The organism is Stenotrophomonas sp. 3diitr2024 (genome assembly GCF_042136455.1).
GTDB lineage: Bacteria > Pseudomonadota > Gammaproteobacteria > Xanthomonadales > Xanthomonadaceae > Stenotrophomonas > Stenotrophomonas sepilia.
In genome coordinates this window covers 37,503-53,272 of sequence record NZ_JBHHMJ010000319.1, presented here as the reverse complement: position 1 = coordinate 53,272, position 15,770 = coordinate 37,503, and the positions used below count along the sequence as shown (strand labels likewise).

Here is a 15,770-nt window from a genome sequence, read left to right as displayed (position 1 = left end):
TCGGCTTTGAACTGTGCGAGGCCAAGGGCCATGCGCGCCACTGCGAGTACGCCGACGCCGAACTGGATGCGCGCCGGATCCTGCTGCGAGGCCCGCTGTCCACGCGCGCAACGCATGTCCGCTACTGCTGGGCCGATGGCCGGCATCCCTTCGGTATCTGGGCGTCAAAGGGGAGCCGGCCAGCGGCCGGCACGACCCTTCAGCGGACAGCACCTGTTCTTGGCTGGCTTGCCTCAGGGCGCGCCCTCACACCGTCTCCCACCCCACCGGTTCGATACTCGCGCGATCCACCCTTCCGAGGATCCTGCGATGGCTGCCCTGCTTGCCCGTAGCTGCCTGTCGGCGCTGTACTTCCTGGCCCTGCCCGCCCTTGCCCAGGACGCCTCGTCCGGCTTCGGCGAACAGACCACCCGCACCGACCAGACCACCCAATCGAGCAGCACCCAGACCCGGACCAGTGGCTCGGTGACCACCCAGGCCACCACCAGTGGCAGCTCGCAGTCCGAGTCACGCAGCGAAAGCAAAGAGATCGACGTGGGCTTCGGTTTCCACGACGACAACGACGACTGGAGCCATGACCGCCACCGTGGCGGCGGCGATGTGCGCGACAGCGATCTGTTCGGCAGCTGGACACTGGGCCAGGAGAACGGCAACACCTGCACCATTGAGCTGAAGAACAGTGAGTGGTTCGGTGGCTACAGCGCCTACGTGCCTGCTGGCTGCCCGGACGGCTTCTTCTCGGCCAACCGCTGGGTACTGTCGGGCAACCAGCTGTTGCTGACCGATACCAACAACACCGTATTCGGGCGCTTCCGCGCGTCAGGAGGCGGGCGCTGGTCGGGGTTCCGCGAGTCGGATGGGGCCCGGCTGTATCTGAACCCACGCAGGTAGGAAGCCTGCGCAGCGCCAATGCGTAGCGTGCGAAAGGCAGCTGCCACGCCCGAGGATCGTATGTGTCCTATGGCATGGCAACGAACTGAGCGGGACGATCACGCCTCCTTAACAAGCGTGATCGGAGCCAAATTCCTTCATGAAAGCCGCATCTGTTCAACGGCCATTGGCCGCGATGATTTCCCTGGCGCTGCTCGCACCGCTTCCGGCGATGGCGGGCAACGCCCCGGAGTGTACGGATGATGATGCCCACGCCTGCACGGAGAGCGGGACAAGCCGCGCCTGGCTGTGGGGCGGTCTGGCCGCTCTCGGCCTCGGCGCCGCCGCAGCTGGCGGTGGAGGTGGCGGTGGTGGCGGTGCATCGGCACCTGGGGCGGGCGCTGGCGGCGGCGGCGGCACCGGTGGGCCGGCGCCGGGCACCGAAGGTGGCAGTTACGGTCGCGGCGGCGTCCTGCTGGGCGCCGGCGTACAGGCCAGTTGGAGCCAGCCGCTGACCACCCGCATCACCGGCGACACCCGCAACGATGGCCAGCTGCAGATCGGCAATGGCACGCTCCATATCACAGACGACGGCGAACTCCGCAACAACGGCACACTGCAGATCCAGCAGCCGGCCACCCTGCGCCTGGAAGGCGACGCCGACCTCGACAATCATGGCACGCTGCGGGTCGCCGGCACGCTGTCGATGGATCGCGAGGCAAGCCTGGAGAACCACCGCACTGCGGAATTCGATGGCGCGCAGGTCACGCTGTCGCATGAAGCCGAGCTGGACAACCACAGCCGCATGACCCTCAATGGCGGCCAATGGTCGCTGGCCGGTGATGCCGACTTCGACAACAATCGCGGCGCCGTGCTGGACGTGACCGGTACCGTTCTGCAGCTGCGTGGGCGCGCGGAATTCGAGAACGGCGGCACCATCCAGGCCCGAGGGACCTCCGCAGGGAGCGCATTGATCGACGCGGTGACCTCACAGTATGGCAACGACCGTGATGCCATCACTGTGCTTGACAACCGGGGTTCGATCACCCACCAGGGTCAGGGAGGCGTACTGCGCCTGGTCGCCGACAGCTTTGCAAGCCAGGCGATCAACCGCAGCGGCGGCCACATCCAGGGCTCGGCCGCGCGCAGCAGCCTGCTGACCGCGGAAGGCACACACGCCACGCTGTTGAACCAGGGCACGCTGACCGTCACCGCCGACGGCACCGTCGCCATGGACGGCCGTCGGGGTGCCACGCTGCTCAACGACGGCGTGATCAATCTGGGGACCGCCACCGAGTCTGCCGGCCGTGGGCTGATCGCCATGAAGTCCGACGGCAGCGCGACCCTGAATAATCGCCGCACGGGTGTCATCAACATCCACAGCGCCGATTCGTTCGCTTTCCAGATGGGCGCCGGCGGCGGCCGCCTGATCAACAATGGCGTGGTCAACATCTACGGTGCCGGCAGTGCCATGCATGCGGACGCACCCACCCAGGCGGCAGCCGACGCGGGTCGTGGCGCGCCTGACATCGGGTGGCAGGCGCAGCGCAGCATCTCCGGCTATACGATCGGGACCAACGCCAACGGCAGCGCAGGCCAGCTCGCCCTGCATGACGGCGGCACCCTGCAGGATGTCGACGTAGACACCGGGTTCACGCGTGGCACCGATGCGTCCAACGTGACGCTCAAGGACGTGGTGACGGGCGCCGAGGGCGGCGCCGAAAATGTGCGCAGCGCAACGGTCACATGGTCGGCACGCGCCCACCAGAACGCCGAGGGCGGCATTGATGTCGTCATGCAGCGGCGCGATTATCGCGAACTCGCCTCGGCCGACCAGGCCGGTCTCGCATCCGCGCTGGAAGCGGGATACCGCAATGACGCGCTGTTCCATGGCCTGGAAGTCGCAGACCAGCGCGAGTTCCAGCGTGCCCTGCATCAGCTGTCCGGCGCCGATGTAGCCAGCCGCAGCCTGGGCATGACCGGCAACGCGGACGCGCTGTGGTCGCAGCTGGCCGCCTTGCCAGCCGACCGCCCAGGAGTGCTTTCGTTCGGCGGTGGCGCCCGCAACGACTTCGGCGTGCGCGGAGACGGTTCGGCAGCGCATGTGGCGTTGGGCCTGGGCAACGGCCGCACGCTGCAGATCATGACCGCCGCCCTGAAGGGCGAACTGGGGGGGGCGCAGCAACGTGGGCACTCCCGGTTCGCTGGCGTTGGCATGGCCCAGCAGTGGGGAACGCTGCAATTGCGCCACCAGTTCGGCTATGAGCGTCATGGTCTGGAGGGCCAGCGCAGTCTTGCCTTTGGACAGGTACGTGAGGTGGCGCGCAGCCAGCGCCAGATGCATCGGAGCATGCTGGCGACCACGCTCAGCCACCAACTCAAGCGCGGCAACCTGCATTGGCAGCCGCGCCTGAAGGGCATGGCTTTCCAACTTGACGAAAGCGCCTTCAGCGAGGCCAGCGCCGGCAGTTTCGGCCTGCAGGTGGCCCCGGGCCGTACCCGAGGCCTGCGCATGGAACTGGGCAGTCAGTGGGCGTACTCCATGGGACCGAACCTGCGGGTGCACGCAGACGTGTCAGTGGCCAAGGCGATGGCGGTGCACAGCGACGCGCGCCATGCGCAGCTGCTGGGCGCTGCTGGACAGTCGTTCGTCCTTCCCGGCCTGCGCGCGCAGGGCCTTGACCATCAGTTGGCACTGGGCCTGGACTACCGGCGCAACCAACTCTCGTTGGGCGCGCAGCTCGTCGGTCAGCGGGTCTGGGGACAGGACGATTCCCGTGCCGAGCTGCAGCTGGGCTATCGCTTCCGTTGACAGCAGAAGGGCGGGCCTTGAGCCCGCCCTTTCTTCATCGCCGCTTGCCACATCGCCCCCGCAACGCTGCGACACCGGGCGTCGCGCGGTCAGAGACCGATTCCCGGCGCATGCGTCATCATCGCGGCCACGCCTGCCAGCAAGCCCAGCACCGGAAGCAGAATCCACTGCGCTGAAGCCAGGGTCGCGGCCGGCGGCTGGTCGCGCGCGTTGGCCTCGGATGCTCCTGCGCTTTCTGGCCGAAGCCTCCGGCGCACCGACGCATGGGAAAGAATGGCCAGTGGATAGCCGTCCTCCGGCAGTGCAGGCGCCGAAGGCATTTCGACCGCAGCGGCCGGGTTGTCGGCGGAACGCGACGGTTTGCCATCGAGCATGAAGTATGTGGCATCGCACAACGCAACAAGGCCGGCAACGCAAAGCGCCATACGGCTCAGCCGAACCGGATCGGACGAGCACGCGTTGACCGCCCTGCGATAGCGGCTCGGCTCACCAGATGCGTTGCGGAAAACAAGGTCGAGCACCGCGCCCGTTCCATTCTTGAGGAAGAGCTCAGGCTAGGCAGGGCCGCGCGCGGCCAACATCGGACAATGCCGAAAGCCACTTCGGGCCGGCACACGTGCACACCACACGGACGGCGGTCCAGCCACACTCAACTGCGCCGTCACTGTTCAGCCTGCCCATGTCCGCCCCCACCGGCTCCCGTCTCGTCATCTATGCCGCCCTCGCGGGTAACCTCGCCATTGCCATCGCCAAGTTCGTCGCTGCCGGCATCTCCGGCAGCTCGGCCATGCTCAGCGAAGGCGTGCATTCGCTGGTCGACACATTGAATGAACTGCTGCTGCTGTACGGCCTGCGCCGTGCCGGCAAGGCGCCGGACCCGGTGCATCCCTTCGGCTATGGCCGCGAGCTGTACTTCTGGAGCTTCATCGTCGCCCTGCTGGTGTTCGCTGCTGGCGCCGGCGTCTCGGCGTACGAGGGCATCCAGCACATCCGCCGGCCGGAGCCGGCCACCAACCATGCGTTGAGCTACAGCGTGCTGGGCATTTCCATCCTGTTCGAGGGTGCTTCCTGGTGGGTGGCGCTGCGCGAGTTCCGGCGTACCAAAGGCAAGCTTGGCTACTTCGAAGCCTTCCGCCGCAGCAAGGATCCTTCCACCTTCACCGTACTGCTGGAAGACAGCGCTGCATTGCTCGGGCTGGGCTTCGCGTTGATCGGGCTGGTGGCCGCGCAGGTGCTGGACATGCCGGTGCTTGATGGGGTCGCCTCCCTTTGCATCGCCGGCGTGCTGGCCGCAACCGCCTTCCTCCTGGCCCGTGAAACCAAGGGCCTGCTGGTCGGAGAGCCTGCACATCCGGCAGTAGCCGAGCGGATCATGGCGGTGGCCGAAACCGATCCGGATCTGCGTCGCGCGAACGGGGTGACCACCATGCAGATGGGCCCGGAACAGGTGGTGGCCATGCTCAGCGCCGAGTTCGAGGACGATCGGCGGACCCCGCAGATCGAAGCCTGCATCACCCGCATCGAAATGGCGGTGAAGCGCGAGCATCCGGAACTGGTGGCACTGTTCATCAAGCCGCAGACGCCCGAGATCTATGCCTCCCGCCGCGCGGCACTGGCCGGTCCGCCTGCGCAGGAATGACACTGCGTCTGCGCCCGTTTCACCTGTTTGGTGCCACAGTGCCATCACCGTTTGCCCGAGCCTGCCTCTACCGTGCCGGATTGGTTGCCTGCCTCGCTTCAGATCCTCCCCCGCAGCTTCTACCGGCGCCCGCCCGTCGAGGTTGCGCCCGAGCTGCTCAACAAGCTCCTGGTCCGTGACGATGGCCGAGCCGGCCGCATTGTTGAAGTCGAAGCCTACGCGGGCAGTGTCGATCCGGCCGCACACTCCTATCGCGGTCAGACGCCGCGTACGGCCAGCATGTTCGGTGAGGCCGGCCACCTCTATGTCTACTTCACTTACGGCATGCACTGGGGCAGCAACGTTGTCTGCGGCGAAGTGGGCGAAGGCGTAGCGGTGCTGCTGCGGGCCATCGAGCCGCTGCTGGGCCTGGAGCGCATGCGCGAACTGCGCCCCGCTGCGCGCCGCGACCACGATCTGGCCAGCGGGCCCGGCAAGCTCTCGCAGGCCTTCGGGCTGGACCGCAGCTTCGACGGCGCCGATCTGGTGACAGGCAGCCACGGCATTGTCATCGCCAGCGATGGCGTGCCGCCTCCGGCAGATCCGGTGATCGGGCCCCGCATCGGCATCACCCGCGCGGTGGACTTCCCCTGGCGCTGGCATGTTCGCGACCACCGTCACGTTTCAGTGCGGCCCTCGCGCGGGCCCCGCAAACCCTGATCGCGATGCGTCACGTCGGCATCACCCCGTCATGGCGATACATAACGCGGCAAGCACTAGCGTAGTGCCAGACAGCCGCCGCAACCGCCCTCGCCACCCTGCCCTGAAAAGCACCATGGACGAAGCCGAACGACTGCTCGAAATCGAACGACTGCACCTGCTGGACACGCCGCCGGAGCCGGTGTTCGATGCCATCGTCGCCGCCGCCCGCGCCGCGACCGGCATGACCATGGGCCTGATCAGCGTGGTGGCCGAAGACCGTCAGTGGTTCAAGGCCAACATCGGCCTTGAGGGCGTCAGTGAAACGGCCCGCGAAATTTCCTTCTGCACCCATGCCATACGCCAGGACGAGCTGCTCGAGATAGCCGATGCACGCCAGGATCCGCGTTTTTCCACCAATCCACTGGTGACGGGCGGGCCGCGCATCCGTCACTACGCTGGCATCCCTCTGGGCTCCGCGCACGGCGCACGCATCGGCACATTGTGCCTGCTCGATCCGATGCCCGGCGTGCTGTCTCCGTCCCAGCGCGAGCTGATGGTGCACCTTGCCCGGGTCACCACCCAGGTACTGGAGCAGCGCAGCATGCTGATGGCGCAGGTGGGCCAGGCCAAGGCGCTGCATCGTGAGCTCAAACGCAGTGAGGACTTCCTGGAGCGCACCAACCGCGCCGCCCGGGTGGGCGGCTGGGAGATGGACCTGGTCACCAACGAAGTGCGCTGGACCCGCGAGACCAAGCAGTTGCACGGCGTGCGCGGCAACTTTGAACCGACGCTCGACACCGCGCTGTCGTTCTATCGCGAAGACAGCCGCAACATCATCCGGGCAGCAGTGCAGCGTTGCATCGACGAAGGCACGTCCTGGGAAGTGCAGCTGCCGATGACCACGGCCGACGGTCGCTCGATCTGGACGCGCGTCGTTGGCAGCCGGCAACAGATCGACGGGCATCCGCGCCTGGTCGGGGCGATCCAGGACATCACGGACGAGCGAGCCGCGCTCGATGCGCTGGAAGCGAGCGAAACCCGCTATCGGCGACTGTTCCACTACAGCCTGGGCCTGATCTGCACGCACACGCTGGACGGAACATTGACCTCGGTGAATCCGGCGGCCGTGCAATCACTGGGTTTCGAGGAAAGCCAGATGATCGGGCGCAGCCTGTGTGACCTGATGCCGCCGGAAAAACGCGCGGGCTTCAATGCCTACCTCGCTCGGATCCAGGCAAACCACACCGACGCTGGTGTGATCGAGCTGATCGCCGCGGACGGAACGCGCCACTACTGGGCGTATCACAACGTGCTCGACAACGAAGCCAGCCCGCCCTACGTGCTGGGACATGCTCAGGACGTCACCGCGCTGCGGATGCAGGAGCAGCAGCTGCGCGAAATGTCCTTCAAGGATCCCCTCACCCAGTGCTACAACCGGCGCTACCTGCACCGGCTGGATGAACTGATTGACGAGCGCTGGGCCTGCGTGATGTTCGATCTGGACCATTTCAAGCACATCAACGACACCCAGGGCCACCGGCGTGGCGACGCCGTCCTGGTCGAGTTCGCCACGTTCCTGCGCTCACCGCTGGGCAGGGATGAGACGGTGGTGCGACTGGGCGGCGACGAATTCATGGTGGTACTGGTCGCGCCTGCGGACGGCCGGCTGAGCGAACTGGAGCATTGGTACCAGGACCACGCCGCGCTCTCGCCCAGCGCGTTCTCGATGGGTGCGGCCATCAACACGCCTGGCGAACCGGTGGCCGACACCATCCAGAAAGCGGACAGCCGCCTGTACCGCACCCGCGCACGGGTACGCCGCGAGCGACGCGAGGACCCAGCCGCGCGTTGATCACGCGCTTACCGTCACCCAGGCCGGCGCGTGGTCGCTGGCCTTTTCCTGCAGGCGTACCCAGCGGTCGACGCCAGCGTCCTTCAGTCGCTCCGCCAGTACGGGGTTCAACAGCAGATGATCGATGCGTAACCCACGGTCGCGCTCGGCATGCTGGCGGAAATAATCCCAGAAGGTGTAGATCGTGGCGTCGCCGTGCACCTTCCGCACCGCATCGGTCCAGCCCTGCGCCAGCAGTCGTTCGAAGGCCTCGCGTACCTCCGGCTGGAGCAGCGCGTCGCGGCGCCAGGCTTTGGGGTCATAGACATCGGCGTCGGTGGGAATCACATTGAAATCACCCAGCAGCAGCGCAGGGTGCGGCAGCTCGACCAGGCTGCGCGCATGCCGGATCAGGCGCTCCATCCAGCGTAGCTTGTAGTCGAACCTGGGCCCGGGCTGCGGGTTGCCGTTGGGCAGGTAGAGTGCACCCACCACAATGCCATGCGCCGCCGCCTCCAGGTAGCGGCTCTGGGTGTCCTTGGGCTCGCCCGGCAATCGGCGGCGGCTCTCGACCGGCGTGGTCCCTCGTGCCAGCAGCGCCACGCCGTTCCACCGCGCCTCGCCCTGCCAGAGCGCGCCGTAGCCAGCCTCTTCCAATGCCGAAGCCGGAAACGCGGCGTCGGTCGCCTTCAGTTCCTGCAGGGCAACCACATCCGGCGATTCCCTGTGCAGCCAGTCCAACAGCTGCGGCAGGCGTGTGCCGATGCCGTTGACGTTGAACGTGGCAATGCGAAGCATCTTGCGACGGGCCATGCGGGAAGTCTCCTCGGCGCATCGGGTGAGCGTTCAGTGTGCGCGCCCAGGCATCCAAGGACCGTGGATGCCGCGTAATGATGCGGTGCCATCCGGTTCACCGACCGCTGCCATGCCGCGCAGCAGGCTGGTCACCGTGAACCCGGCATCAGCCACCTATGGCTGCTGCCGTTCTACCGCAACGCCGGCCGTGATGGCGGCTACGATGTCACCGGGTGCGCCCCTACTCCGCCGCCAATGCCTGGATCGGGTCCAGCTGCGCGGCAGTGCGTGCCGGAAAGTAGCCAAAGCCCAGCCCGATGGCCGAAGAGCACGCCAGTGCGGCGAGCACCGGCCCCGGCGAGAACAGGAACGGCACGCCCAGCGACAACAGGCTCGACAGCGCACCCACAGCGAACGCGAGCAACACCCCCAGCACACCGCCGAACAGGCAGATCAGCACCGCCTCGATCAGGAACTGGCGCAGGATGTCGTTCTGCCGCGCCCCCACCGCCAGCCGCACGCCAATCTCGCGCACGCGCTCCTTCACCGACACCAGCATGATGTTCATCACGCCTACGCCGCCCACCACCAGCGCCACCGCCGCGATCGCCGAAACCAACGCGGCCAGGGTCTGGCTGGACTTCATCACCGCCTTGCGGATCTGGTCGGCGTTGTAGATGAAGAAGTCACGACGGCCATGCAGGCGCTCCAGCTCGGCGCCCAGCGAGGCTTCGGCGGCATTGGTGGGTACGTTGTCGCGTACGCGCACGGTGATGCTCTCCAGGCGTTGGCTGCCCAGCAGCCGGGAAGCCGCCGAGGTGTACGGCACGTAGACCGTGGGGGTTGCACCACCGGCGAACGCATTGGGACCGACCGCGCCGATCACCTCGACCGGCATCCCACCCAGCAGCACCGTGCTGCCGATGGGATTGCCAGTGAACAGCGCCTTCGCCGCCTTCTGGTCGACCACGCCCACTGCGCGGTGCGCATCGACTTCGGCGTCGGTGAAGAAGCGGCCGGCCTTCAGCCGCAGCCCCCGCACGCGCGGCATGTCGGCCCCTACGCCCAGCACCTGGGTGTTGGCACGACGGCTGCCCTGCAGTGCCGCCACCGATCCCGTCAGGTTCGGACTGGCGCTGTCCACATAACTCAACGCCGCAAGATGGTCCGCGTCGGCCACCACCAGCGTTTCGACTTCCGCCGAGCGCGGGTCACCGAAATCTGCGCCCGGGAAGATCTCCAGGGTGCTGGCGCCCAGCGCGTTGATCTGGGATTCAACCTGCGCTTGTGCGCCCTTGCCCAGCGCAACCACGGTCACCACCGCGGCCACGCCGATGATGATGCCGAGCATGGTCAACAGCGTGCGCAGGCGATGGGCCAGCATCGAACGCGCCGCCATGCGTGCCGCTTCGCGGACCGCATCCCTGCGTGCGCGGCGCTCGGCGACCGGCGACGCGCCGCGTTCGGTCCCGCATCCTGCGGCCGCAGCCAGCAATCCCGGCTCGGCGCGGTCGGCCACCACCCGGCCGTCGGCGATCTCGATCACCCGCGCCGCGTTGGCGGCGATCGCCGCATCATGCGTCACCAGGATCACCGTGTGGCCCTGCGCGTGCAGGCGCTTCAGCTCGGCCATCACCTGCTGGCCACTGGCGTGATCGAGCGCACCGGTCGGCTCGTCGGCCAGCACGATCGCGCCGCCGTTCATCAGCGAGCGGGCAATGGACACGCGCTGCTGCTGGCCACCGGACAGCTGACCCGGCCGGTTCCCGGTGCGTTCGCCCAGCCCCAGCGCTTCCAGCAGCGTGTGTGCGCGCGCAGTGCGCGTCTGTGCGTCCACGCCCGCATAGACTGCCGGCAGCGCTACGTTCTCGGTGGCACTCAGGTTCTCCATCAGGTTGTAGCGCTGGAAGATGAAGCCGAAATGCTCACGGCGCAGGCGTGCCAGCGCGTCTGGCGCCATCTGTTCGGTGGCCTCGCCGTTCACGCGATAGCTGCCCTCGGTCGGCCGGTCCAGGCAGCCCAGGATGTTCATCAGCGTGGACTTGCCCGAACCCGAGGGGCCAATGATGGCGATGAACTCGCCGGCGTTGATGCGCAGCGAGACCTCCTTCAGCACCACCACCTCGCCGGCGGCCGAGCGATAGGCGCGCGATACGCCCTCCAGTTCCAGCAGTGCATGGGCCATGCTCACATCCCCAGCAGGCTGGCGGGTTCGGCGTCGCCACCGCTGGGCGCCTGGCCAACCACCACGTTTTCGCCCGCTTTCAGGCCAGACAGGATCTGCACGGCGGTGGCGGTGCGCAGGCCGGTCGTCACCGCACGTTCCACAGCGCGGCCCTTGGCATCGACCACGCGCACGGTGCCGCGGTTGCCATCCTTGTCATCCGGCTCGGCCAGTGCCGTCAATGGCACCTGCAGCGCGTTGGCGACCCGCGCCAGCTGCAGGGTCACTTTCACCGTCATCGAAGGCTTCAGCTTCAGGCCAGGATTGGTTACATCGAACAGCCCGGCGTAGTACACCGCTTTCGGCGTCTGCGCAGAGCCGCCCGCATTGCCGGAAGCGGCCTCGGCAATCGAGGTCGGCGCTGGCTCCAGCTGCTGCAGATGGGATTCATAACGGCGCCCGCTCGGCCCCAGCGTCGAGAACCACAACGGCTGGCCGGGTGCGACCAGTTCCACATCCGCCTCGGCGATCTCGGCACGCACGGTCATCGTATCCATCTGCGCCAGCATCACGATGGTTGGCGTGGTCTGCATCGAGTTCAACGTCTGCCCGGCCTTGGTGACGATGGCCACGATGTAGCCGTCGCTGGGCGAGACGATGCGGGTATAGCCCAGATTGATCCGTGCAGTTTCGACCTGGGTCACAGCCTGGTCGATCTGCGCCTGCAACGAGGCCACCTCCGAACGCGCCGCATCGCGTGCCACGCGCGCGGCTTCGAAGCCTTCCTGCGACACCAGGCGCGATGCCACCAGCTGCGACTGGCGCTGGTAAGCACGACTGGCCTGCGCATAGCGCGCCAGGCTGGCCGCATGCTGGGCACGCAGCGTATTGGTGGCCGCCTCGGCGCTTCGCAGCGCGATCCGCTGCGGTTGTGAATCGACCTCGGCGATCAGATCGCCGGCCCGCACGCGCTGGCCCAGCACCACATGCAGGCGCTTGACCTGGCCGGACACCTGCGCGCCCACCGCCACCAGCTCCTTCGGATGGACCCGGCCGACCGCCTGTACGGTCTTCTCCAGATCCGCCACCCTTGCCGGCGCGGTGATCAGCGCGGCATCATCGCCGCCTGCAAACGTCCACCATCCAGCACCGGCGGCCAGCGTGGCCACGGCGGCAGCAATCATCCAGGTCCTGCGGTTGCTCATCGAAACGCCCGGTTGCGGGCAGTCACCCAATGCGACCGCCGGAGCCGCAGTCTGGAAGACACTGATGGACGTTTCTTGGAGCCACCGTGGAGATTGCATGGAGGCGCCGCGGCCGTTCAGGCACCAGCGCCACGCCTGAACGCGATAGCTCCGCGTCCACGCAATCTCGACACAATCTCGACCGAATCTCCATCAACGGTCGCTAGCCTCGTCGGCCTCGCCGACTGCCTGTTTGCCGTGTCCCTTTCCTACCTGGACCTGCCACCCATCGATGTGCGCCGTGCCTACCTGGCATGGTGTGCGCCTTCGCCATGGTTGATAGCACTGGTGCTGGCATCGACCAGCACGTGGATGTGGGTCGCGCCGTATCCGGGCCTGCCACTGCTGGCCGGCTTCGGGGCCGCCGCACTGGTGGGGTTCGGCAGTGATGGGCCCGGCCGCACCCGCCGCACCGGGTCCCTCGCATCGCTGGCCTTGATCGGCCTGGCGGTCTGGGCGGCAACGCACCCGGCCGCCAACGTAAACCTGCATCTGCTGCTTGCCCTTGCCACCACCGTGGTGGCCGCCCTGCTGGCAGTGCGCCTGCACACCATCGCGCGCATGGCTGCACGGCTGCAGGCCCGGGTGGACGCCACCCCCATGGCCTCGCGCTGGAGCAAGCTACCCTCGGCGGTGTCCACCCTGATGCAGCAGCAGCTGCGCGGCGCGGCTGCGGTGGAACCCAGCCTGCAGCGCACGCTGGTGCTGGCCACACTGGCCTGGGCAGCCAACGAGGAAGCACAGGCCATGGAGCGCCGCCGATGACCCAGCCCCTTCCCGCCCTGCCCTCGAACCCGCAGCACGCAATGAGACATGAACTCCGTAGCCGACCCGCGCCCCTGGTCCTGATTGCCGAAGATGAAGGCGAAATCGCCGATATCCTCGGTGCCTACCTGGCCCGTTCCGGCCTGCGCAGCGCACGCGCCGCCGACGGCGAGGCGGCGCTCGCCAGCCATCGCCAGCTGCGCCCGGACCTGGTGCTGCTGGACGTGCAGATGCCCAGGCTCGATGGCTGGCAGGTATTAAGCGAGCTGCGGCGGCGCGGCAACACGCCAGTGATCATGCTCACCGCGCTCGACCAGGACGTGGACAGGCTGACCGGCCTGCGCGTGGGTGCCGACGACTACGTGGCCAAACCATTCAATCCCGCTGAGATCGTTGCACGCATCCAGGCCGTGCTGCGCCGCAGTGCCCCCACCGCCGCCGAAGAATCCAACGGGTTGATCCGCCAGGGGCCGTTCGAGATCGATCTGCGCAGCCACGAGGTGACGGTGCGCACCGGCGAGCAGGTGCACGCACTGAGCGTCACCCTCACCGAGTTCCGGCTGCTGGTGCATATGGCGCGCGCGCCGCGCCAGGTGCATGCGCGCGCGGACCTGCTGCATGCCTGCCTGCCCGAAGGTGATGCGCAGGAACGTACCGTCGACAGCCACGTCAGCAAGCTGCGGCGCAAGCTTGAAGAGGTGGGCGTGATCGGCATTCCCGCCACCATCCGTGGCGTCGGCTACCGTTTCCTGGACTGATCGATGAATCCCAAAGGCAAGAGCATCGGCCGCCAGATCACCCTCTCCATCACGGTCGCCTCGTTGTGTTCGACGGTGCTCTCGATCAGTGGCTTCTATCTGTTCTATTACCTGCTGGAGGTGTTCTATCCGCGCTGGTACGACGCGCCGGAAACGATCATGCCGTCCGGGCTGGAATGGCTGTGGATCGGATTGACCGCCACCGTGGTGGTCATCTTCGCCACGCTGGTCGCCTCGCGCCTGACCCGGCGCATCATCACCCCGTTGAACTCGGTGGCCGAGAGCCTGCGCCGGGTGGCCAGCGGGGATCTGGAAGCGCGTGCACGTGGCGGCAACACCACGATGGCCGAAGCGGCCACGCTGGTCAGTGATTTCAACTCGATGGCCGAACGGCTCAGCCGGATGTCCGAGAACCGTGTGTTCTGGAACGCGGCGATCGCGCACGAACTGCGCACGCCGATGACCATCCTGCGCGGCCGCCTGCAGGGTATTGCCGAGGGTGTGTTCGAGCCGGGCCCCGAGCAGTTCAACAGCATGCTCACCCAGCTCGAAGGACTCACCCGCATCATCGAAGACCTGCGCGTGGTCAGCCTGGCCGAGAGCGGTCACCTCGATCTGCGCCTGCAGCGCAGCGACGTCAGCGTGCAGGTGGCCGCGGTGGTGGAAGCAATGTCCAACGCACTGGCGGAAAGCGGGTTTTCGGTGACCCTGGAGGCACGGCCGTCACTGGCGGACTGCGATCCGGCCCGCATCCGCCAGGCGGTGCTGGCGCTGCTGGAAAACGCACGACGCCATGCCGTCCCCTGCCCACTGCGGGTTCGTGTCACGCTGGCCGAAGGCCATTGCACCGTGACAGTGGAAGACGGCGGCCCCGGCGTGCCCGACGAGCTTCGCGACAGCATCTTCGAGGCGTTCCAGCGCACCGATGTCTCGCGATCGCGACAGAGCGGAGGCTCCGGCCTAGGCCTGGCCGTGGTGCGGGCGATTGCCGTGGCCCATCACGGAACGGCGCAGTGCCGCCCGACCGAACGCGGCGGCAGCGCGTTCGAGCTCCGTTGGCCGGTGCATGCGCGTCGTTGAGGACGCGGCAGACGCTGCCCTGGTAGCGGCCCACCTTTGATGGGCATTCGCTTCGCTGAACGGCGCCGGTTTCTCCACGCAATCTCCATCGATCCTCCATGCCCGCTCCAAAGGGCCGCAGATACTGGGCGCAACCCGGGAGATGGCAGGCATCCGTCCCCTGCCCTGTCCCCGACCCACCCAGGCATCCCATGAAACACCCCAACGATCCAGCGGCAGCCGCCGGCAGCATCGGGCAGCAGAATGCGGCCGCCACTCTGAAGGCGATCCTGCGCACCTATCCCTGGCAGCTCACCGGCACGTTTTCGCTGGTGGCGCTGGAGAACACCCTGCTGCTGGCCTATCCGTTGTTCGCCGGCTTCGCGGTGGACGCGATCATCAGCGGCAACATCGGCCATGCCGTTTCCTATGCCGGCGTGGTGCTGTTGTTCTGGTTGGTCGGCGCCGCCCGTCGAGCGGTCGATACCCGCACCTTCACCCGCATCTATGCCGATCTGGCAGTGAGCGTGGTGCAGGCACAGCGCCGCCTGGGCCAGGCCACGTCCACCTCGGCGGCACGCGTGGTGCTGGCCCGCGAGTTCGTCGACTTCTTTGAAAAGCACGTCCCGATCATCGCCACCGCGCTGGCATCCATGTTCGGTGCGGTGGCCATGCTGCTGGCGATCGAACCGATGGTCGGTGCCGCTGGCCTGGTCACCCTGCTCGGGGCCCTGCTGGTACTGCCGTCGTTCGCACGCCGCAACGAGCAATTGCATGGCCGGCTGAACAACCGCCTGGAACACGAGATCCGCCTGGTCGACCGGGTCAGCCCCTCGGTACTGCGCCGCCACTACACCACGCTGTCGCGCCTGCGCATCCTGCTGTCCGATCGCGAAGCCGGCGCCTATGTGGTGATCGGGCTGGCTGCTGCGGCATTGTTCGCGCTGACCATCGGCCGCCTTGCCACCACCGACGGAGTTACCCCGGGCCATGTGTACGCGGTGATGACCTACCTGTGGACGTTCGTCGGCAGCCTGGATGATGCACCGTCGATGGTGGATCAGCTGGCACGGTTGAAGGACATCGGCCGCCGCGTCAGCCCCGGCATGGAGGATGCGGAGCGCAAGGACGCCGCTTGACCGGTAGATGCCC

General features: G+C 67.2%; 13 protein-coding genes. 9 read left to right on the top strand and 4 right to left on the bottom strand.

Translation table 11 applies throughout. The features are described from left to right. The first annotated feature begins 309 nt into the window (after positions 1 to 309). Entirely contained in the window at positions 310 to 891 is a 582-nt protein-coding gene (locus ABGA94_RS07650; RefSeq protein WP_375366916.1) for an AprI/Inh family metalloprotease inhibitor, read from the top strand. 139 nt (positions 892 to 1,030) lie between these two features. Further along, on the top strand, positions 1,031 to 3,682 hold the full coding sequence (locus ABGA94_RS07645; protein WP_375366914.1) for a hypothetical protein: 2,652 nt from the start codon (positions 1,031 to 1,033) through the stop codon (positions 3,680 to 3,682). Between the two features lie 89 nt (positions 3,683 to 3,771). Here ABGA94_RS07645 and ABGA94_RS07640 read toward each other — a convergent pair whose 3' ends face one another. After that, positions 3,772 to 4,203 (bottom strand): hypothetical protein, encoded by a 432-nt coding sequence (locus ABGA94_RS07640; RefSeq protein ID WP_146256554.1) that lies wholly within the window; start codon positions 4,201 to 4,203, stop codon positions 3,772 to 3,774. Between the two features lie 158 nt (positions 4,204 to 4,361). Here ABGA94_RS07640 and ABGA94_RS07635 point away from each other — a divergent pair, with 158 nt between their 5' ends. The 3 genes from ABGA94_RS07635 (at position 4,362) to ABGA94_RS07625 (ending at position 7,854) form a co-directional block, all read left to right on the top strand. Further along, positions 4,362 to 5,321 (top strand): cation diffusion facilitator family transporter, encoded by a 960-nt coding sequence (locus ABGA94_RS07635; protein WP_197598979.1) that lies wholly within the window; start codon positions 4,362 to 4,364, stop codon positions 5,319 to 5,321. A 72-nt stretch (positions 5,322 to 5,393) separates the two neighbouring features. Further along, positions 5,394 to 6,020 carry a DNA-3-methyladenine glycosylase gene (locus tag ABGA94_RS07630; protein ID WP_329915419.1) on the top strand — a complete coding sequence of 209 codons (627 nt, stop codon included), beginning with the start codon at positions 5,394 to 5,396 and terminating at the stop codon, positions 6,018 to 6,020. A 115-nt stretch (positions 6,021 to 6,135) separates the two neighbouring features. Next, positions 6,136 to 7,854, top strand: a complete 1,719-nt coding sequence (locus ABGA94_RS07625; protein ID WP_111128132.1) for a diguanylate cyclase — start codon at positions 6,136 to 6,138, stop codon at positions 7,852 to 7,854. On the opposite strand, the gene xth is transcribed toward ABGA94_RS07625, so the two are convergent. From xth to ABGA94_RS07610, 3 genes are all read right to left on the bottom strand, one after another. After that, positions 7,855 to 8,646: an exodeoxyribonuclease III gene (xth, locus tag ABGA94_RS07620; protein WP_005416667.1), complete on the bottom strand. Its 792-nt coding sequence runs from the start codon at positions 8,644 to 8,646 to the stop codon at positions 7,855 to 7,857. A 223-nt stretch (positions 8,647 to 8,869) separates the two neighbouring features. Then, complete coding sequence (locus tag ABGA94_RS07615; RefSeq protein ID WP_375366910.1) at positions 8,870 to 10,813, bottom strand: MacB family efflux pump subunit; 1,944 nt, start codon at positions 10,811 to 10,813, stop codon at positions 8,870 to 8,872. 2 nt (positions 10,814 to 10,815) lie between these two features. Beyond that, on the bottom strand, positions 10,816 to 11,997 hold the full coding sequence (locus ABGA94_RS07610) for an efflux RND transporter periplasmic adaptor subunit (protein ID WP_375366908.1): 1,182 nt from the start codon (positions 11,995 to 11,997) through the stop codon (positions 10,816 to 10,818). 237 nt (positions 11,998 to 12,234) lie between these two features. On the opposite strand from ABGA94_RS07610, the gene ABGA94_RS07605 reads away from it, so the two are divergent. From ABGA94_RS07605 to ABGA94_RS07590, 4 genes are all read left to right on the top strand, one after another. Then, a complete protein-coding gene (locus ABGA94_RS07605) occupies positions 12,235 to 12,801 on the top strand; it encodes a hypothetical protein (RefSeq protein ID WP_375366907.1) in 567 nt (188 codons plus the stop codon). Positions 12,802 to 12,842: 41 nt separating this feature from the next. After that, the gene (locus ABGA94_RS07600) at positions 12,843 to 13,559 is read left to right on the top strand and encodes a response regulator (RefSeq protein ID WP_375366905.1); all 717 of its coding nucleotides are present in this window, start codon (positions 12,843 to 12,845) and stop codon (positions 13,557 to 13,559) included. A gap of 3 nt (positions 13,560 to 13,562) precedes the next feature. Continuing rightward, on the top strand, positions 13,563 to 14,639 hold the full coding sequence (locus ABGA94_RS07595) for an ATP-binding protein (RefSeq protein WP_375366904.1): 1,077 nt from the start codon (positions 13,563 to 13,565) through the stop codon (positions 14,637 to 14,639). Between the two features lie 191 nt (positions 14,640 to 14,830). Beyond that, positions 14,831 to 15,757, top strand: a complete 927-nt coding sequence (locus tag ABGA94_RS07590) for an ABC transporter six-transmembrane domain-containing protein (RefSeq protein WP_065186450.1) — start codon at positions 14,831 to 14,833, stop codon at positions 15,755 to 15,757. Positions 15,758 to 15,770: the final 13 nt, after the last annotated feature.

Excerpts from the sequence above, each read along its gene's own strand:
- ABGA94_RS07650 (WP_375366916.1), top strand. The coding sequence starts at position 310 with ATGGCTGCCCTGCTTGCCCGTAGCTGCCTGTCGGCGCTGTACTTCCTG.
- ABGA94_RS07645 (WP_375366914.1), top strand. The coding sequence starts at position 1,031 with ATGAAAGCCGCATCTGTTCAACGGCCATTGGCCGCGATGATTTCCCTG.
- ABGA94_RS07635 (WP_197598979.1), top strand. The coding sequence starts at position 4,362 with ATGTCCGCCCCCACCGGCTCCCGTCTCGTCATCTATGCCGCCCTCGCG.
- ABGA94_RS07625 (WP_111128132.1), top strand. The coding sequence starts at position 6,136 with ATGGACGAAGCCGAACGACTGCTCGAAATCGAACGACTGCACCTGCTG.
- xth (WP_005416667.1), bottom strand. The coding sequence starts at position 8,646 with ATGGCCCGTCGCAAGATGCTTCGCATTGCCACGTTCAACGTCAACGGC.
- ABGA94_RS07615 (WP_375366910.1), bottom strand. The coding sequence starts at position 10,813 with ATGGCCCATGCACTGCTGGAACTGGAGGGCGTATCGCGCGCCTATCGC.
- ABGA94_RS07610 (WP_375366908.1), bottom strand. The coding sequence starts at position 11,997 with ATGAGCAACCGCAGGACCTGGATGATTGCTGCCGCCGTGGCCACGCTG.
- ABGA94_RS07600 (WP_375366905.1), top strand. The coding sequence starts at position 12,843 with ATGAGACATGAACTCCGTAGCCGACCCGCGCCCCTGGTCCTGATTGCC.
- ABGA94_RS07595 (WP_375366904.1), top strand. The coding sequence starts at position 13,563 with ATGAATCCCAAAGGCAAGAGCATCGGCCGCCAGATCACCCTCTCCATC.
- ABGA94_RS07590 (WP_065186450.1), top strand. The coding sequence starts at position 14,831 with ATGAAACACCCCAACGATCCAGCGGCAGCCGCCGGCAGCATCGGGCAG.